Consider the following 16,517-nt stretch of genomic DNA (forward strand, 5'->3'; position numbering starts at 1 on the left):
GGCAGACAGGAGGTTCCCATGGACGCATCATCCGCTTTTCAAGACACATTGCCGCTCAGTTCCGATGGGCTGTTGGCGCAGCTGGATGCGTGGGGCCTGACCTATAGGCTGCATACCCACATCCCGCTGCGCACGGTTGAGGATGCGAAAGGCGTCGAAGATCAGTTTCTTGTGCCGGGTGAGCGTACCCTGCGCCTCAAGAACCTCTATCTGCGCGATAAGAAAAAGCGGAACTATCTGGTGACGCTGGAACAGAGCCGCGACATCGACCTCAAGGCGCTGGGCGCCGAGCTGGGTGTCGGCAGCCTGTCCTTTGGCTCGGCGGATCGGCTGTTGCAAAACCTCGGCATCCGCCCTGGGGCTGTCAGCCCGCTGGCGATGATCAACGGGGTGCAGAATGATGTACGCTTTTACATGGATGCTGCCGCACAACAGGCCGATGTGATCAACATGCATCCCTTGGTCAACGACCGCACAGTTGCCATATCGCGCGCTGATTTGATGGCCTTCTTCGATCGGATTACATGCGCGGTGAACTGGCTGCCCTGATCAGGGCACTAACGCCTCCTCCAGGGCCGCGGCCACATGTGCAGCGGACGGGTTGATGAACAGATGCCCGTCAGCCTTGAACACAGGGTTGTCCAGATGATCGGGAAAGGCCAGCGGCAGTTCCGTGCAGGCCAGAAGGATTGCGGTTCCGGGTTCGGCATGCCGGTTACAATAGGCCAGCAAGCGCGCACGGGCGCTTTCTGACGCGCCGCCGTAGAAATCACCGTCGATCATCGCTTGCATCTTTGCAATTTCGCTTTCGGGCAGGCGGGCGTTTGCCCTGATGCCAATCTCGCCCAGCTTGTTGGCATAGTGCGTCGCCTGCATCGTTACCGTGGTGCCCAGAACCAACGCGCGCGTGGCGTCTGTCGAGGCCGTAACCTCGGCGGTTGCATCGAAGATGCTGAGAATGGGCATCGTAACGCCCTGTCGGATTGCATGCAGCCGCGCGTGGGGTGTGTTCGAGGCGATAATCCCAAAGTCACAGCCAGAGGCTTCAAGAGTTAACAAAGCTTCCCGAAATACAGCATCAAATCCGGCCCAACTGGCCTCATCGCCAGCGACGCCACGCAGGGCACGGGTTTTAGCCTGGGTCACGGACTCGATGGTCATGGGTGGGATGGGCAGAGGGGATCCATGTCCGCGCTGGGCGAAAAACTGCCCCGCGCCTTCGGCAATCGCCCGGTAATAATCAACGGTCGAGGCCCAGCCCACGCCGCCCAGAATGCCGATCTTTTTCATTGCGTGCGTCCAGTCTGCCCATTTGGTATCCAGGACAGACTGGACGCTTTCTGAGGTGAAGGTCAATCAGGCTGCCAGTTGCGAAACCGCATTTCGTGCATTGCTGAGAGAACCTTCGGCATCCAGCGCCAACTGGTCGGCGGCGACGATTTCCACGTCATGAATACCGATAAAGCCAAGTACATGCTTGGCATAGGTGGTGGCAAAATCGACATCAGACCCGACAGCTGTGCCACCCGACGCCACGGCTAAAACCGCGCGCTTTCCATCCAACAGGCCTTTTGGACCGCTTTCGGAATACGAAAAGGTCACTCCGACGCGGGCAATCAGGTCGATCCAGGCTTTGAACGCCGCGGGCACCGAGAAATTGTAGATCGGCAGGCCTATGACAAGCGTATCGGCCTGCTGCAGTTCAGTTACCAGCTCGTCAGACAGGGATAACTGGTCCTGTTGCATGGCACTGCGCTGATCGGCAGGGGTGAAATTTGCGCTGACCCAGGCTTCGGTCAGCAGCGGCAGAGGTGTGGCAAGGTCGCGGCGAATTATGCGGTCAGCGCCCAGGTGATTGACGATGCGTGCCGACAGGTCACGAGTGGTCGAGCCCTCGCGGCGGGCCGATGCGTCGATATGCAGGATAGTTTTGGTCATGGTTCAATTTCCTTTGGTGTACAGGATGTGTCTTGGCCCGATATGAGCGTTGCGCGAGCGAACAAAACTCTGGTAAGTCAACAGGGTCTGTTAGAATTTGCACAATGGAAAACCGCAGTGGACAACTGGGACGAGGTAAGAACCGCCTATCAGGTGGCGCGTATGGGAACGGTCAGTGGCGCGGCCGAGGTGCTGGGTGTGCATCATGCCACCGTCATTCGCCACATTGATGCAATCGAGGCCCGGCTGGCGGTCAAGTTGTTCCAGCGCCATGCGCGTGGCTATACCCCGACCGAAGCCGGAGAGGACCTGTTGCGTGTGGCACAGGCGACTGAGGATCAGTTCAATCAACTGATCGGCCGTATGAAGGGTCGGGGTGATGACGTGTCGGGCGAGTTGGTCGTGACGTCGCTGTCCTCTCTGGCATCTCTGGTGGTGCCGGTTCTTGCCGAGTTTCAGCGACGGCACCCGGAACTGATCGTCCGGTATCTGACCGGTGATCGGCTGTTTCGTCTGGAATATGGCGAAGCGCACGTGGCGATCCGTGCCGGGTCAGCGCCTGATCAGCCCGACAACGTGGTTCAGTCCTTTATGAAGCAAGAGGTCGGGTTATACGCCAGCACCGATTATGTCGCGCTGCACGGCAAGCCTGGCAGCCTCGATGACTTTGCAGATCATTCTTTCATCAGTACCGATGACGAAAACAGCCGAGCGCCGTTTTCCCGCTGGTTGCGCCAGACCGTGCCAGCCGAGCGCATCACCTTCCGTTGTACCAACAACTTCTGTATCCGCGAGGCGGTCCTGTCCGGCGCGGGTATCGGTTTCATGCCACGTTGGTCAGCTGCAGGAGATCCGAACCTGGTCGAAGTGATCGACCCGATGCCGGAGTGGTTTGGTGATCTGTGGCTTGTTACCCATGTGGATCTGCATCGCACGACCAAGGTGCAGGCCTTTCTGACCTATCTGAAAGAGCAATCCAAGAGCTGGGCAAAATGAGTCAACAGGCGCGTGGCCATCTGGCCATGCTGATTTTTTCGGCCCTGGTTGCAGGGAGTTTCTCGCTGGGGTCACTGATCGCCAATCAGATCGCGCCCGAAGCCATTACCGCGGCCCGGTTCGGCATCGCATCCGTGGTGATTGGGGGTGCCGCCCTTATGACCACCGGTCTGCCGCGCAGCGCGGCACAAGCCCCGTGGCGCTATTTGGTTCTGGGCGGAGTATTCGCGGCCTATTTCGTGTTGATGTTCTACGGGTTGAAAACTGCACCGCCTGTCAACGCGGCAGCGGTCTTTACGCTGACTCCGGTTATGGCCGCATTCGCCGGTTGGATCTTGTTGCGCCAGATCACCACACCAAGGATGGCGCTTGCACTGACCCTTGGGGCAGTCGGCGCGCTGTGGGTGATCTTTCGCGCCGATTGGCAAGCCGTGCGCGCGTTCGATATCGGGCAGGGGGAAATCATCTATTTCTGGGGCTGTGTCGCGCATGCTTTGTATACCCCCCTTGTACGCAAGCTGAACCGTGGAGAGCCTGCAGTGGTGTTTACTTTTGGTACGCTTCTGGCGGGATGCCTAATGCTGACGATCTACGGGTGGTCCGAGATCCGTGCCACCGACTGGGCGAACCTGCCAGCGATAGTCTGGGTGGGTTTGATTTATGTTTCGGTCTTTGCAACCGCGGCCAGTTTCGTGCTGGTTCAGTATTCAACGCTGCGCCTGCCATCGGCAAAGGTGATGGCTTATACTTATCTGGTTCCCAGTTGGGTCATTCTGTGGGAAATCTCTCTGGGGCAGCAGGCGGTTGGCCCTGTCGTCTATTTCGGTGCCGGTCTGACGATCCTGGCCCTGGTTTTGCTGCTGAAATCCGAGGAGGGCAAACCCGCGCGTCCTTTGCCGCAATCCGATTGAACTTGTGAAACGACCAAATTGTGTCAGGCTTGGCCCTAGACCAGAATATGAAACGTCCAAGGGGACGACATGAAACCAGTTCTTTCCATAATGATATTGGTGGCTTGCGGCGCCTGTGCCGGGTCATCTGAAACGGATTTACAAGCCAGTTGCGAGGCGCTGGTCGCAGCCGAAACTGGAACGCGGCCCGGGGATGTTCGGGCATTGTCCACCGATACCGAACCGGGCGGGTCGGTCACGACGGTTTCCGTTACCGGGGCCCAGGCCCCGTGGCTGTGTCGGGCGGACCCTTCGGGGGTCGTGACCGGTGTTGAATACAGTCAGGAAGGCTAGCCCGTTTCAATGTTTGACCAAGCGGGCGACGGTGTTGAGGCAGATCAAGGCCTGGCACCCTCTGGTTTCTCTATGCTTCAGGCCAAGGAGGAACGTCCCATGTACAGTCATATCATGATCCCGGTTGATCTTCATCTGCCACCCGAGGTGCGCAAGGCCGCCAAAGTTGCAGCAGCTATAGCCGAATGGCAGGGGGCCAAGATTACTTTGGTCAGTGTCACCGGCACCCAACCGGGTGACCCTGTTCAGTCAGATGCTGCGATTGACAAGAACCTACGTGATTTTGCCAAACAGTTGGCTGAAAGCAGCGGGACCGAAGTGGCGTATCGCAATATCCATTCGGTTGATGTCGCCGCCGAAGTTGACGGTGACCTGACACGAACTGCCGAAGAAATCGAAGCTGACCTTATCGTCGTCGGCACCCATGCGCCGCGTATTACCGACTATATATTCTCGAGCCATGCGGGGTATCTGGCGAAACATGCCAGTGTCTCTGTTTTTGTAGTCAGGTAGGCGGATCATTCCTCGGCTGCGGGCAGTTCAACCTCAAGAAATCGTTCGAACGCGTCCAGATTGACCGGCTCGAACTGCCCGAACCCTTGCATCCAGACGGATGCGGATCGCAGCGCGTCAGGCTCCAGCTTGCACCACTTCACCCGTCCACGCTTTTCCTGGCTGATCAAACCGGCTCTGGTCAGGATCACCAGGTGTTTTGAAATCGCGGCAAGCGACATCTCGAACGGTTCGGCGACATCCGTCACCGCCATGTCATCCTCCAGCAGCATCGCAAGGATGGCGCGGCGTGTGGGGTCGGCAAGGGCCGCAAAAACGGTATCGAGATCGTTGGACATACTCCTTTCCTAAAGCGCAAGAACCGGTTTGACAATTTTCGGTATGAGGTCACTGTGCCCCGGCATGTGTATCGGGGGTTGGGATGTCACTAAAATACTGGCTGGTGATTTGTATTCTTGGCATCGGTTGGGGCATGTCCTTCATGTTTAATGCCATTTTGCTGCGGGAACTTGGGCCGCTTTCGGTGTCGATGGGACGGGTTGCATTTGGGGCGCTCGGGTGCTGGGTCTATGTGATCGGGGCGCGATTGCCAGTCAATCTGACACTGGCACGTGCGTTTGGGTTGTTGGGATTTGGTGCGCTCAGCTATGCCGCGCCCTTTGCGTTCTATGCGCTTGGGCAACAGCATATCGCTTCGGGTGTGGCAGGGATCGTCAATGCAACGACACCGGCCTTTGCCGTCATTGTTTCGCATTTCTGGCCCGGAAGTGAACGTGCCACCCTGTTAAAGTCTCTGGGCGTGGTTTGCGGCTTCACCGGTATCGTTGTGCTGTCCCTGCCTGTACTGGGCGGTGGCGCGTCGTCCGAATTTTGGGCGATCCTTCTGACACTTTGCGCACCGATCTGCTATGCGTTCTCAGTCAACATCGCGCGGGCCTTCCGGGATATGCAACCTGTGGTTCTGACCGCCCTTGCATTGACGGGTGCTACGCTGGCCATCACGCCCTTGGCGCTTTGGCAAGAAGGACTACCCCATATAACCCGGGCCGAGACTTGGGCCTCGCTGGCGATGATCGGGTTTGTGCTGACATCCGCCGCCTTTATCGCGTTCTACTGGTTGCTGCCCAAGGTTGGCCCGACCAATATCTCGACAGTGACATTGATTGCGCCTGTTTCGGCGCTGGTGCTTGGAACATGGGTGCTGGGGGAAACCCTGCGGCCCGAGCATCTACTGGGAATGGCAGCGATCTTCGCCGGTCTGCTGCTGATCGACGGGCGCGTGATCAGACGTATCTGGCAGGGGGTGTCGGGCAAAGATCAACCAAAAGGTTGAATATGCGGATTCCGTGCCTTTGTACCCGCTTCCTGTGGTTCGGGCTGATCACGCCTATGGTGACTCAGAAAAATTACCTTTAAAAACAATAGAGTAAAGTGCGGCAATTCGGGCTGCCAACGCCGTTGACTCTGCGCTCTCCGCCCCTTAGCACCGTGCCCAAGACTGTACGAGGGAAACGCCCGTGACTGATGATGACCAAAAGCAGCGTATGGCGCAGCTTGAGGCTAAGATCACGGCGGCGAAAAAGGCCAAGTCAAAGCCTGAGGCCCGTGCGGACGCCGATTATTCGGGAGGCGAGCTTGCCTGGCGGATGGTCATCGAAATGGTATCCGGTCTGGGGATCGGATTTGGCATCGGATACGGGCTGGACAGCCTGTTCGGGACAATCCCGATCTTCCTGGTGCTGTTCACATTGCTGGGTCTGGTCGCCGGGGTAAAGGTTATGCTCCGCAGCGCACAACAGGCGCAAGAGAAACAGATGGCCGACAAGGCCGACGAAGACGAGAGGGACTGAACGTGGCAACCGAGACCACCGCAGCAGAAGGCAGCAGCCTGGTTTTCCATCCGATGGATCAGTTCATCGTCAAACCGCTTTTTGGCGACGGTGCGATTGCTTGGTACACGCCCACTAACGTCACTCTGTGGCTGTTTTTTGCAATTCTCGCCGTGATCGGCCTGCTGGTGCTCAGCACGTCCAAGCGCGCCATTGTCCCGACGCGCATGCAGTCGGTGGCCGAACTGGCCTATGGCTTTATCTACAAGATGCTTGAAGACATCTGCGGCAAGGATGGCGTCAAATACTTCCCTTATGTCATGACCCTGTTCATGTTCATCGTGACCGCGAACTTCCTGGGTCTGATCCCGACCTCGTTCACAACCACATCGCATTTCGCCGTGACCATCCCACTGGCGCTGGCCGTGTTCCTGACTGTGACCATTCTGGGTTTTGTCAAGAACGGCGCCGGGTTCCTGGGCCTGTTCTGGGTCTCCAGCGCGCCGCTGGCGCTGCGCCCGATCCTGGCGATCATCGAGCTGATCTCGTATTTCGTGCGCCCGGTCAGCCACTCTATTCGTCTTGCCGGTAACGTCATGGCAGGCCACGCGGTTATCAAGGTTTTCGCAGGCTTTGCCGCGATTGCCGTGATCTCGCCTGTGTCCGTTCTGGCGATCACCGCAATGTACGGTCTTGAGGTCCTGGTGGCCTTTATCCAGGCCTACGTATTCACCATTCTGACCTGTGTATATCTGAAGGATGCACTGCATCCGTCGCACTAAGGTCCGATACCCAAACATCGAAACTTCCAATTCGTAAGGAGAAACATCATGGAAGGCGATCTCGCACACATCGGCGCAGGCCTGGCAGCAATCGGTTCCGGCGCAGCCGCAATCGGGGTGGGCAACGTAGCAGGCAACTTCCTGGCTGGCGCTCTGCGCAACCCTTCGGCGGCTGCTTCGCAGACCGCAACCCTGTTCATCGGTATCGCATTTGCAGAAGCCCTGGGGATCTTTGCATTCCTAGTTTCGCTGCTGCTGATGTTCGCCGTCTAATCTGCGGAACCTGATCCTTACGCGCAGGTGGGCCCAAGCCATAGCGGCCCGCCTGTTGTAAAGACAACGTTCCGACGGAGGACATCATGGCGACAGAACCCGTATACGAAGAGGTGGCCGGCACCTGCGTTGACTCTCATGGGTCGGCGATTGGTATGCCTCAGCTTTGCTTCGATTGGTTCCCCAACCAGATTTTCTGGCTGGTCATCACGCTGGTCGTCATCTTTCTGGTCCTGTCCCGCGTGGCTCTGCCCCGCATCGCGGCAATCCTGGCGGAACGTCAGGGGACCATTACAAATGACCTGGCTGCGGCCGAAGATCTAAAGGCCAAAGCGGTCGAGGCTGAAGAGGCCTATAACAAGGCGCTGGCCGATGCCCGTTCTGAGGCACAGCGTATCGCTGCCGAAGCACGCGCCGAAATCCAGTCTGGTCTGGATGACGCGATTGCCAAGGCAGATGCTGAAATCGCTGCAAAAGCGGCTGAATCGGAAAAGGCTATTGCCGACATCCGTGCAGGTGCGCTGGAAAGCATTCAAATCGTTGCCAAGGATACGGCAGTAGAACTGGTTACCGCTCTGGGTGGCGAGGCTGATGCCAAAACCATCAACGGTGCGGTTGACGCGCAGACAAAAGGATAAGTGACATGCGGAACACTCTTGCCCTTATCCTGACATTTGTTGCCGCCAGCCCCGCGCTGGCCGCAAGTGGCCCGTTTTTCTCGCTTGGCAACACCGACTTTGTGGTTCTGCTGGGCTTCATCGTTTTCATCGCAGTCCTGTTCTACTTCAAGGTCCCGGGCATGATCGGTGGAGCGCTGGATAAGCGTGCCGAAGGCATCAAGTCCGAACTGGACGAAGCTCGCGCCCTGCATGAAGAAGCGCGCAGCCTGCTTGCCTCGTACGAGCGCAAGCAACGCGAGGTTCAGGGTCAGGCGGATGCCATCGTGGCCGCCGCAAAGGAAGATGCGGTTCTGGCAGCTGAGCAAGCCAAGGTCGATCTGGAGAAATCCATCGCGCGCCGTCTGGCGACCGCGCAGGATCAGATCGCTTCGGCTGAAGCGTCGGCTGTCAAGGAAGTCCGCGATCAGGCCATCACCGTTGCTATTTCTGCAGCCAATGCTGTGCTGGCCAAGCAGATGACCGCCGCGCAGGCCAACAAGCTGATCGACGCATCCATCGCGGATGTGAACGAAAAGCTTCACTAAGACACTTCCGGCCCGGCAGCACATCTGCCGGGTCCGGGCTTTGGGCTATCAGGCCCGAACCCCGCTTCCCGATTTGACCGGGGACCGATTGTCTGCGTTACATATTCGGAAACACTCCAACCAAATTTGCGCCCGTGCGATGGCATTTGCCGACACCGGACCGGATAAGAGCCCTTTATGACCGAATTGCCGACGATCAGTGTCGTTATCCCCAACCTGAACTGCGTCGATTTCATCGAACGGACAATTCTCTCGGTGCTCGAGCAGGACTATCCCAAGCTGGACCTGATCCTGTCGGACGGGGGCAGCACCGATGGTTCGATGGAGGTGGTCGAAAAGTACCGCGATGCGTTTTCACATATCATCTCGGGCCCGGATACCGGGCAGGCCAACGCTGTAAACAAAGGCTTTGCAGTGGCCACGGGCGACGTAATGGGTTGGATCAATTCGGACGATGTTCTTATTCCCGGCGGCCTTGCCACGGTAGGATCGCTGTTTGCGTTGAACAAAAACATGAATTGGATGACCGGGCGGGTCACGTGCATTGACGAAGAAGACAATGTCCTGACTGTACGGCGCCCAAAGCCCGTTTCACGGGTAAGACTGCTTGCCGGGGACTATCAGTGGGTTCAGCAGGAATCGACCTATTGGCGGCGTGACCTTTGGGATCAGGTCGGGGGCCAACTAAACGAGAACCTCAAGCTTGCCGTCGACGGAGAGCTATGGCTGCGGTTTTCGCGACATACCGATTTGGTGCCCGTGCATGCTCAGGTCGGGGCTTTCCGGTTCCGCAAGGGCCAGCGGTCCGAAGCGGCTGAGGCTTACCATTCGGAAATGCTTCAGGCGATTGAAGTCGAGCGTCAGGCGCAGAGCCGGTCGGATGACCTGATCGGGGCGATATTGGACACGCCGTTGGAATTGCGCTCTCGGACCGAAGCTGAAGGGTTGTTTCCGTCGCTGTCCAGTCAGGACCCGAAGGCAATGAAACGGCCAAATTTGTGGGTTCACAGTCTTAAGCGGCGGCTGAACGGAATTTAACCCTCAAGGCCCTGCTGTTTCTTGCGCCTGCTGGTCCACCACACATAGGCCGCCAGGAGAGTGATTGCGATTTCGATCTTGAAGGTCCAATGGCTTAGAAAAGATAAAATCCAATGAGAATGCGTGGCCTGAACAACCACCAGCGGGTGGGTGAATTCAAAAATTGGCCAAGCCCATGCCACTTCGCCAACAATCGAATCCAAGGTCATATGCACCAGACCCCCGGCGCCGAAGGCTGCAGTAATGAGTCCTGCGCGCGGGAATCTTAGCCGCAGCAGCAGGCCGAGCGTCAGGATGCCGAGCCAAAGCAGAGGGCGGTGTGTGAGGTATTCGTGATGGTGGTGGCTGCGATTGTCTACGAAATAGAACCACAGCAAATCGATATCTGGGGCGATGGAACCAATCATCGCAGCGGCAAACGCAGCTTTATCCAATCCGGGCGTCGCAGTGCGAAAGACCAGATACGCACCAGGTAGGTGCCCAATGAACATCAGTGCTGCCCTGTCTCATGGTCCAGGCGCTGCTGCGCAATGGCTTCGTTCCGCAGGGCTTTCTGGTGGTCTTCCATGCAGATGCGAACAAAGCCCAGATGCTCCTGGACTGCAACGCGCGCCGCCTCAGGGTCGCGAGCCTGCAGCGCTGAATTGATTTCCCGGTGCTGATCCAGAATGGCGTCTCGCGTCGTACGCTGCCGGAACATCATCTGCCGATTGTAGAAGACACCCTGTCGTAGCAGGTCAAACATCGACCGCATCATATGCAGCATGACCACGTTGTGACTGGCCTCAATGATGGCCATGTGGAACTGCGCATCCAGATGGGCCTCTTCCTCGGCCGCATTGCGGGCATGGGCGGCCTCCATCTTGTCAAAGATCGCCTGTACGACCTTCAGGTCGCTTTCCGACCCCAGTCTTGCCGCGCGTTCTGCTGCAAGCCCTTCCATGTCCCGGCGGAAGGACAGATAGTCGAAAACCGCCTCGTCATGGCTGCTGAACAACCGGATCAGAGCCGGTGAAAAAGCCGAACCTAAGACTTCGGCAACATAGATTCCTGACCCCGCCTTGGCTGTCAGCAAACCCTGATGCTGAAGATCAGAAATCGCTTCGCGCAGTGAGGGGCGTGAAACGCCCAGACGGTCGGCCAGTTCCCGTTCTGCAGGCAAACGTTCTCCCGGGCGCAGAATCCCGCGCAGAATCAGCAACTCGATTTGTTTGACCACCGCAATGGACAGCTTTTCAGTTTGGATCTTTTGGAAGGGCATGGCGGCGCGTTTTCGAAATTGGTCAATTCATATGACCACGTATCCGGGCCTGGTTCAAGCAGGGGGGTGGAGTTGAATTTAGGTCAGCAATATTGACATTATAAAATTTGCACCTAGGGTGGGTCGCAACAGGGCAGGAGGAGGCCAAGGATGACCCAGAATCTGTTTGCAACGCGCGCGTCCCGGATGAAAGCATCGGAAATTCGCGAGTTGTTGAAACTTCTTGATCAGCCGGGAATCATCTCGTTCGCCGGCGGCATCCCAGACCCAAACTTGTTTCCCACCGAGGCCTTTGCCCAAGCGTGTCAGGCCGCTTTGAGTGCTGGGCCGCAGGCGCTGCAATATTCAGTCAGCGAGGGCTATGTTCCATTGCGCGAATGGCTTGTGCGGCATATGCGCGAGATCGGCGTCGATTGTAGTGCCGATAACATCCTGATCACCTCGGGATCGCAACAGGCCTTGGATTATCTGGGCAAGCTCTATTTGTCGCCGGGGGATACTGCGTTGATCGGCTGGCCGACCTATCTGGGGGCGATCAACGCCTTTGATGCCTATGAGCCCCGGTTCGACCGTCTTATGCTTAATGGCAATAGAGGTGCCGCCGAATATTCCGAAGCCGCAGGCGAGGGCGCGGTCAAATTCGCTTATCTGTCGCCTGATTTCGCAAATCCAACCGGTGAAACCGTTGACCTGCGTGGTCGAGAATACCTGCTGGATCTTGCCGATGATCTGAATATCGCGGTGATCGAGGACGGGGCTTATCAGGCTCTGCGCTATGAGGGTGACGCGATCCCTCCGGTCCTGGCGTTGGAACAGGCGCGAAAAGGGTCGATCGAGGCCTGCCGTACGATCTATTGCGGCAGCTTCTCGAAAACGCTGTCTCCGGGTTTGCGCGTTGGTTGGGTGGTGGCTGCCAAGCCCATTATCTCGCAACTGGTATTGGTCAAGCAGGCGGCGGATTTGCATTCGCCCACGTTGAACCAGATGGCGGTTGAGCAGGTTGCCCGCGCGCATTTTGACACGCACATCCCGCTTTTGCGCCAGACCTATGGTGCCAGACGCGATGCGATGCTGGATGCGTTACAACAGAACATGCCCGATGGCGTTCAGTGGACGCATCCCCAGGGTGGTATGTTCATCTGGGTGACTCTGCCTACTGGTATGAACGGGGCAGACCTGCTGGCCCGTGCGCTCGACACAGTGAAACTGGCCTTTGTACCGGGTCGAGCCTTTTTCGCAGATGGCTCGGGCGCCAATACGATCCGGTTGAGTTTCTCGAACTCGGATGAGGATACGATCCGCGAAGGTATTCGCCGCTTGGGAATAGTACTTAGGGCCTGAGCGAAGGAAAGGTTCTGTTAACCAGTTTTGGCAATGATGCGGATATGATCCGGATTTTGTCTTTTCTGATGCTGGCAGCATGTTCGGCCGGGACCCCTCACTTTCGCGATGTTCAGGCGACGCGTATCGCTGTGAATGGCAGCGTATTTGATGTTCGCGTGCGCGGAGATCTGGCCGAAGCCGTTCGGGTTAATTCGGAATACGCTCCGCGTCTTGGCCCGATCCGCGAACGAGCGGCCATGGCGATGGCTCAGGTCTCGGGATGCCCGATACTGGATGTCCTGGGCGACGCGGCCGTGACCGTTGGCGTTTTGGGTTGTGACCGCGCCATGGGCAAGCGGTTGCTGCTGACGGCGGTTTCAGTCCCGAATTACGAATGCGTTGATACCGGGCTGTTTCAAGACCTTGGTGACGGCGACGGCTATCAGGTCTTTGAGTGTGCAGCCTACTGAATCGCGCTTTTTCTTGCGGATTTAGGCAAGATGTTGTGGATAAGTGGGCCATATATCCCATATCCTGCGCGACTCCGTTGACTCACCCCCAATCCGTTGCGCAGACTTCGAAGGTATAGGAATCACGGGACCCATTGCCTTTGCGCTTTAGCAAACTCAAACTCACCGGCTTCAAAAGCTTTGTTGATCCGACCGATCTGATTATCGCGGATGGGTTGACCGGTGTTGTGGGGCCTAATGGTTGTGGCAAATCCAATCTGCTGGAAGCTCTGCGTTGGGTGATGGGGGAAAACCGACCCAAGTCCATGCGCGGTGGCGCGATGGAAGATGTGATTTTCGCCGGGGCTGCCACGCGGCCGGCCCGCAATTTTGCCGAAGTTGTGTTGACCATGGACAACTCCGAGCGGCTCGCGCCCTCGGGTTTCAATGACAGCGACCAGCTTGAGATTGTCCGCCGCATCACCCGAGATGTCGGCAGCGCCTATAAGACCAATGGCAAGGATGTGCGGGCGCGTGATGTGCAGATGTTGTTCGCCGACGCGTCAACGGGTGCACATTCTCCGGCGCTGGTCGGACAGAACCGCATTGCCGAACTGATTAACGCCAAACCCCGCTCTCGCCGCCGCATTCTGGAAGAGGCGGCCGGAATTTCGGGCCTCTATCAGCGCCGACACGAGGCCGAGTTGAAGCTGAAGGGTACCGAGGCCAACCTGACCCGTGTGGATGACGTGCTGGAACAGCTGGGCGGACAGCTGGCGCAGCTGGCCCGTCAGGCGCGTCAGGCCGCCCGCTATCGCGAAATCGGAGAGCAGCTGCGCCAAGCCGAAGGCATGTTGCTCTATCGTCGCTGGAAAGAGGCCGACATGGCCCGCCAGCAGGCCGAGGAAAAGCTGCGCGAACGCCTGACCGAGGCGTCGCGCGCCGAAGCCGAAGCACGCTCTGCCGTCGCCAATCGGGCCGAAATCGAAGAAACCCTGCCGCCCCTGCGCGAGGAAGAGGCCATTGCCGCCGCCGTCCTGCAGCGCCAACAGGTGCAGCGCGATCAGCTGTCGGATCAGGAAACCCGCGCCCGTCAGACGATTGAGACATTGACCAATCGCATTCAGCAGCTTGGTAACGATATCGAGCGCGAGGCCGGGCTGAACCGCGATGCGGGGCAGATGATCGAACGGCTGGAATGGGAAGCTCGTGAATTGGCCAAAGCTGCCGATGGCCACGACGAAAAAGTCGCCGAGGCAGCCGAGGTCGCGCGCGAAGCGGCCTCTGTCCTGCAAGACCGCGAAGACCACTTGTCACAAGAGACTGAGGATATGGCGCGTCTGGTTGCGCGCCACCAGTCCGGCCAGCGATTGGTCGACGACAGCCGCAAAACGCTGGCCAGGTCGGAAGGTGAAGAGGAAAAGGCCCGCGCAGCGGTGGATGAGGCGAAAACAGCCCTGACCCGCGCCGCCGAGGCATTTGAGGCCGCGCAAGAGGGTGAAGAAGAGGCTCGCGAGGCCTCTGAAGCCGCCGAAGAGGCACTGGCCGCCGCTGACGAGTTACGCAATGAAACCCAGGGCCGCGAGGCCGAGGCGCGTGCGAAAAGATCCGAAGCTGAAGGTGAGCTGGGTGCGATCCGCGCCGAGACCACAGCTCTGGCCAAGCTGGTTGAACGGGATACCGCAGAAGGCGGGCAGGTGCTCGACATGCTGCGCGTGGAACCGGGCTATGAAAAGGCGTTGGGTGCTGCGCTTGCCGACGATCTGAGGGCGCCGTTGGTCGAGGGCGACGGGCCATCAGGCTGGGTTCCGGTGGCGGGTTACGATGCCGATCAATCGCTGCCCGATGGGGCCGAACCATTGGCCTTGCATGTATCCGGTCCTGATCGCCTCAGCCGCCGGATCGCGCAGATTGGTTTGGTCGATGCGGATCAGGGCGCGCGGTTGCAGGCATCGTTGAAGCCGGGCCAAAGGTTGGTGTCGCGTTCCGGCGATCTGTGGCGGTGGGACGGGTTCCGTGCCTGGGCCGAGGATGCGCCAAGTGCGGCCGCCCTGCGGCTTGAACAGCTCAACAAACTTGAGGCACTGAAACAGGAACTGGCCCGGACCGAGGCGCAGGCCGACGGGGCCCGCGCCGCGCACGAGACGCTGTCGCAACAACTGGCCGACGTGACCGAGGCTGACCGCCGCGCCCGCGAGGCACGCCGCGCCGCCGATCAGCGCATGGCTGAAACCGCGCGTCTGCTCAGCAGGGCCGAGGCCGATCGCAATCTGGCGCAGGGCAGGCTGGAAACGCTGGCGCTTGCCGTTGATCGCCACAAAGAGGATGCGATGTCCGCCCGCGCCCAACTGCGCGAGGCCGAGGGCGCCTTAACCGGTCTGGGCAATCTCGACAATGCCCGCGCGCAGGTCGAAGACATCAAACAGACGGTCGAGGCGGCGCGGATCACGATGCTGACTCACCGCTCGTCCCATGACGAGCTGCGCCGCGAGGGCGAGGCCCGTACCCGCCGTACACAAGAGGTCACCAAAGACCTCAGCGGTTGGCGGCACCGCCTGGACAGCGCCGAAAAGCGGATCTCGGAACTGGCCGAGCGCAAGGAAAGTTCCGAGGAAGAGCTATCCGAAGCGATGGCTGCTCCGGGCGAAATCGCCGAGGCGCGTGAAGAGTTGAACGAATTGATCGAAACTGCCGAAGCCCGCCGGGCCGAGGCCGCCGACAAGTTGGCTGCCGCCGAGGCCCGCCAGCGAGAGATTGTGCTGGCTGAGCGCGAAGCGGAACGTCTGGCTTCGGAGGCGCGCGAAAGCCGCGCCGCCGCTGAGGCGCGCTGTGATGCAGCCAAAGAGGCCGTATCGGCAGCGGCCGAGCGTATTGCTGAGGATCAACAGCTAACCCCGAACCAGTTGCTGAACCAGCTGGATGTGAATCCCGACCAGATGCCGGCTGCCGATGCTCTTGAGGCCGAGGTCAACCGCCACAAACGCCAGCGCGATGCGATGGGCGCGGTGAACCTGCGTGCCGAAGAGGACAGCAAAGATGTTCAGGAAGAATTCGACACGCTGAACGGCGAAAAGGCCGATCTCGAAGAGGCGATCAAAGCGCTGCGCAGCGGCATCTCCAGCCTCAACCGCGAAGGACGCGAACGGCTACTGACCGCGTTTGAACAGGTGAATTCGAACTTCGCCATGTTGTTCAAGCATCTCTTTGGTGGTGGCGAGGCCAATCTGGTCATGGTCGAAAGCGACGACCCGCTGGATGCCGGCCTTGAAATCATGTGCCAGCCGCCGGGCAAGAAATTGTCGACGCTCAGCCTGCTTTCGGGCGGTGAACAGACCCTGACCGCGACGGCCCTGATCTTTGGCGTCTTTCTGGCGAACCCGGCTCCGATCTGTGTTCTGGACGAGGTCGATGCGCCGCTGGATGATGCCAACGTGACCCGGTTCTGCGACCTTCTGGACGAGATGTGCCGCCAGACCGACACACGGTTCCTGATCATTACCCACCACGCGGTGACCATGGCGCGGATGGATCGTCTGTTCGGCGTCACTATGCAAGAACAGGGTGTCAGCCAACTGGTTTCGGTCGACCTGAAGAAAGCCGAACAGATGGTCGCCTGACCTCTCACTGCAACGTTATGAGCGGTTTCGTAAGAATTGGGTTAGGCTGC

20 protein-coding genes are annotated in these 16,517 nt (G+C 58.8%); 15 read left to right on the plus strand and 5 right to left on the minus strand.

What is annotated here, in order from left to right; translation table 11 throughout:
- The first annotated feature begins 18 nt into the window (after window positions 1-18).
- A complete protein-coding gene (locus AC2FLB_RS15745; RefSeq protein ID WP_142639160.1) occupies window positions 19-549 on the plus strand; it encodes a prolyl-tRNA synthetase associated domain-containing protein in 531 nt (176 codons plus the stop codon).
- Here AC2FLB_RS15745 and AC2FLB_RS15750 read toward each other — a convergent pair whose 3' ends face one another.
- Both AC2FLB_RS15750 and AC2FLB_RS15755 read right to left on the minus strand, forming a co-directional pair.
- Window positions 550-1,290, minus strand: coding sequence for an aspartate/glutamate racemase family protein (locus tag AC2FLB_RS15750; protein ID WP_496709640.1), 741 nt, complete (start codon window positions 1,288-1,290; stop codon window positions 550-552).
- Between the two features lie 66 nt (window positions 1,291-1,356).
- Window positions 1,357-1,938, minus strand: a complete 582-nt coding sequence (locus AC2FLB_RS15755) for an FMN-dependent NADH-azoreductase (protein ID WP_271951444.1) — start codon at window positions 1,936-1,938, stop codon at window positions 1,357-1,359.
- Window positions 1,939-2,055: 117 nt separating this feature from the next.
- Between AC2FLB_RS15755 and AC2FLB_RS15760 the strand changes: the two genes are divergently transcribed.
- The 4 genes from AC2FLB_RS15760 to AC2FLB_RS15775 all read left to right on the plus strand — a co-directional run bounded on the left by AC2FLB_RS15760 (window position 2,056) and on the right by AC2FLB_RS15775 (window position 4,691).
- Window positions 2,056-2,934 (plus strand): LysR family transcriptional regulator, encoded by an 879-nt coding sequence (locus AC2FLB_RS15760; RefSeq protein ID WP_142639300.1) that lies wholly within the window; start codon window positions 2,056-2,058, stop codon window positions 2,932-2,934.
- Window positions 2,931-3,845, plus strand: coding sequence for a DMT family transporter (locus AC2FLB_RS15765; RefSeq protein WP_496692179.1), 915 nt, complete (start codon window positions 2,931-2,933; stop codon window positions 3,843-3,845). The genes AC2FLB_RS15760 and AC2FLB_RS15765 overlap by 4 nt, the downstream gene beginning before the upstream one ends.
- Window positions 3,846-3,914: 69 nt before the next feature.
- Window positions 3,915-4,178, plus strand: a complete 264-nt coding sequence (locus AC2FLB_RS15770; RefSeq protein ID WP_142639168.1) for a hypothetical protein — start codon at window positions 3,915-3,917, stop codon at window positions 4,176-4,178.
- A gap of 9 nt (window positions 4,179-4,187) precedes the next feature.
- Window positions 4,188-4,691: a universal stress protein gene (locus AC2FLB_RS15775; protein WP_281995864.1), complete on the plus strand. Its 504-nt coding sequence runs from the start codon at window positions 4,188-4,190 to the stop codon at window positions 4,689-4,691.
- 5 nt (window positions 4,692-4,696) lie between these two features.
- On the opposite strand, the gene AC2FLB_RS15780 is transcribed toward AC2FLB_RS15775, so the two are convergent.
- A complete protein-coding gene (locus AC2FLB_RS15780) occupies window positions 4,697-5,029 on the minus strand; it encodes an ArsR/SmtB family transcription factor (RefSeq protein ID WP_142639170.1) in 333 nt (110 codons plus the stop codon).
- An 83-nt stretch (window positions 5,030-5,112) separates the two neighbouring features.
- Here AC2FLB_RS15780 and AC2FLB_RS15785 point away from each other — a divergent pair, with 83 nt between their 5' ends.
- The 7 genes from AC2FLB_RS15785 to AC2FLB_RS15815 all read left to right on the plus strand — a co-directional run bounded on the left by AC2FLB_RS15785 (window position 5,113) and on the right by AC2FLB_RS15815 (window position 9,817).
- On the plus strand, window positions 5,113-6,024 hold the full coding sequence (locus tag AC2FLB_RS15785; protein ID WP_496692180.1) for a DMT family transporter: 912 nt from the start codon (window positions 5,113-5,115) through the stop codon (window positions 6,022-6,024).
- A 184-nt stretch (window positions 6,025-6,208) separates the two neighbouring features.
- Window positions 6,209-6,541 carry an AtpZ/AtpI family protein gene (locus AC2FLB_RS15790; RefSeq protein WP_142639174.1) on the plus strand — a complete coding sequence of 111 codons (333 nt, stop codon included), beginning with the start codon at window positions 6,209-6,211 and terminating at the stop codon, window positions 6,539-6,541.
- Between the two features lie 2 nt (window positions 6,542-6,543).
- Window positions 6,544-7,302 (plus strand): F0F1 ATP synthase subunit A, encoded by a 759-nt coding sequence (locus AC2FLB_RS15795; protein WP_142639176.1) that lies wholly within the window; start codon window positions 6,544-6,546, stop codon window positions 7,300-7,302.
- Window positions 7,303-7,350: 48 nt separating this feature from the next.
- The gene (locus AC2FLB_RS15800) at window positions 7,351-7,575 is read left to right on the plus strand and encodes a F0F1 ATP synthase subunit C (protein WP_005981269.1); all 225 of its coding nucleotides are present in this window, start codon (window positions 7,351-7,353) and stop codon (window positions 7,573-7,575) included.
- Between the two features lie 86 nt (window positions 7,576-7,661).
- The gene (locus tag AC2FLB_RS15805) at window positions 7,662-8,213 is read left to right on the plus strand and encodes a F0F1 ATP synthase subunit B' (protein ID WP_271951428.1); all 552 of its coding nucleotides are present in this window, start codon (window positions 7,662-7,664) and stop codon (window positions 8,211-8,213) included.
- A gap of 5 nt (window positions 8,214-8,218) precedes the next feature.
- Window positions 8,219-8,779 (plus strand): F0F1 ATP synthase subunit B, encoded by a 561-nt coding sequence (locus AC2FLB_RS15810; RefSeq protein WP_496709614.1) that lies wholly within the window; start codon window positions 8,219-8,221, stop codon window positions 8,777-8,779.
- A gap of 177 nt (window positions 8,780-8,956) precedes the next feature.
- Window positions 8,957-9,817 carry a glycosyltransferase family 2 protein gene (locus AC2FLB_RS15815; RefSeq protein WP_496709615.1) on the plus strand — a complete coding sequence of 287 codons (861 nt, stop codon included), beginning with the start codon at window positions 8,957-8,959 and terminating at the stop codon, window positions 9,815-9,817.
- Here AC2FLB_RS15815 and AC2FLB_RS15820 read toward each other — a convergent pair.
- Both AC2FLB_RS15820 and AC2FLB_RS15825 read right to left on the minus strand, forming a co-directional pair.
- The gene (locus tag AC2FLB_RS15820) at window positions 9,814-10,308 is read right to left on the minus strand and encodes a metal-dependent hydrolase (protein ID WP_496698464.1); all 495 of its coding nucleotides are present in this window, start codon (window positions 10,306-10,308) and stop codon (window positions 9,814-9,816) included. The two genes, AC2FLB_RS15815 and AC2FLB_RS15820, sit on opposite strands and share 4 nt — an antisense overlap.
- Window positions 10,308-11,078: an FCD domain-containing protein gene (locus tag AC2FLB_RS15825; RefSeq protein ID WP_142639185.1), complete on the minus strand. Its 771-nt coding sequence runs from the start codon at window positions 11,076-11,078 to the stop codon at window positions 10,308-10,310. The genes AC2FLB_RS15820 and AC2FLB_RS15825 overlap by 1 nt, the downstream gene beginning before the upstream one ends.
- Before the next feature lie 150 nt (window positions 11,079-11,228).
- Between AC2FLB_RS15825 and AC2FLB_RS15830 the strand changes: the two genes are divergently transcribed.
- From AC2FLB_RS15830 to AC2FLB_RS15840, 3 genes are all read left to right on the plus strand, one after another.
- On the plus strand, window positions 11,229-12,419 hold the full coding sequence (locus tag AC2FLB_RS15830) for an aminotransferase-like domain-containing protein (protein WP_496709616.1): 1,191 nt from the start codon (window positions 11,229-11,231) through the stop codon (window positions 12,417-12,419).
- 44 nt (window positions 12,420-12,463) lie between these two features.
- Entirely contained in the window at window positions 12,464-12,871 is a 408-nt protein-coding gene (locus AC2FLB_RS15835; protein ID WP_496709617.1) for a hypothetical protein, read from the plus strand.
- 140 nt (window positions 12,872-13,011) lie between these two features.
- Window positions 13,012-16,467 (plus strand): chromosome segregation SMC family protein, encoded by a 3,456-nt coding sequence (locus AC2FLB_RS15840; RefSeq protein WP_496709618.1) that lies wholly within the window; start codon window positions 13,012-13,014, stop codon window positions 16,465-16,467.
- The last annotated feature ends 50 nt before the right edge of the window (window positions 16,468-16,517 follow it).

This window comes from Ruegeria sp. CDSA236, assembly GCF_059611285.1.

Excerpts from the sequence above, each read along its gene's own strand:
- AC2FLB_RS15765 (WP_496692179.1), top strand. The coding sequence starts at position 2,931 with ATGAGTCAACAGGCGCGTGGCCATCTGGCCATGCTGATTTTTTCGGCC.
- AC2FLB_RS15755 (WP_271951444.1), bottom strand. The coding sequence starts at position 1,938 with ATGACCAAAACTATCCTGCATATCGACGCATCGGCCCGCCGCGAGGGC.
- AC2FLB_RS15800 (WP_005981269.1), top strand. The coding sequence starts at position 7,351 with ATGGAAGGCGATCTCGCACACATCGGCGCAGGCCTGGCAGCAATCGGT.
- AC2FLB_RS15820 (WP_496698464.1), bottom strand. The coding sequence starts at position 10,308 with ATGTTCATTGGGCACCTACCTGGTGCGTATCTGGTCTTTCGCACTGCG.
- AC2FLB_RS15805 (WP_271951428.1), top strand. The coding sequence starts at position 7,662 with ATGGCGACAGAACCCGTATACGAAGAGGTGGCCGGCACCTGCGTTGAC.
- AC2FLB_RS15770 (WP_142639168.1), top strand. The coding sequence starts at position 3,915 with ATGAAACCAGTTCTTTCCATAATGATATTGGTGGCTTGCGGCGCCTGT.
- AC2FLB_RS15830 (WP_496709616.1), top strand. The coding sequence starts at position 11,229 with ATGACCCAGAATCTGTTTGCAACGCGCGCGTCCCGGATGAAAGCATCG.
- AC2FLB_RS15825 (WP_142639185.1), bottom strand. The coding sequence starts at position 11,078 with ATGCCCTTCCAAAAGATCCAAACTGAAAAGCTGTCCATTGCGGTGGTC.
- AC2FLB_RS15810 (WP_496709614.1), top strand. The coding sequence starts at position 8,219 with ATGCGGAACACTCTTGCCCTTATCCTGACATTTGTTGCCGCCAGCCCC.
- AC2FLB_RS15815 (WP_496709615.1), top strand. The coding sequence starts at position 8,957 with ATGACCGAATTGCCGACGATCAGTGTCGTTATCCCCAACCTGAACTGC.
- AC2FLB_RS15780 (WP_142639170.1), bottom strand. The coding sequence starts at position 5,029 with ATGTCCAACGATCTCGATACCGTTTTTGCGGCCCTTGCCGACCCCACA.
- AC2FLB_RS15750 (WP_496709640.1), bottom strand. The coding sequence starts at position 1,290 with ATGAAAAAGATCGGCATTCTGGGCGGCGTGGGCTGGGCCTCGACCGTT.
- AC2FLB_RS15775 (WP_281995864.1), top strand. The coding sequence starts at position 4,188 with ATGTTTGACCAAGCGGGCGACGGTGTTGAGGCAGATCAAGGCCTGGCA.
- AC2FLB_RS15835 (WP_496709617.1), top strand. The coding sequence starts at position 12,464 with ATGATCCGGATTTTGTCTTTTCTGATGCTGGCAGCATGTTCGGCCGGG.
- AC2FLB_RS15785 (WP_496692180.1), top strand. The coding sequence starts at position 5,113 with ATGTCACTAAAATACTGGCTGGTGATTTGTATTCTTGGCATCGGTTGG.
- AC2FLB_RS15745 (WP_142639160.1), top strand. The coding sequence starts at position 19 with ATGGACGCATCATCCGCTTTTCAAGACACATTGCCGCTCAGTTCCGAT.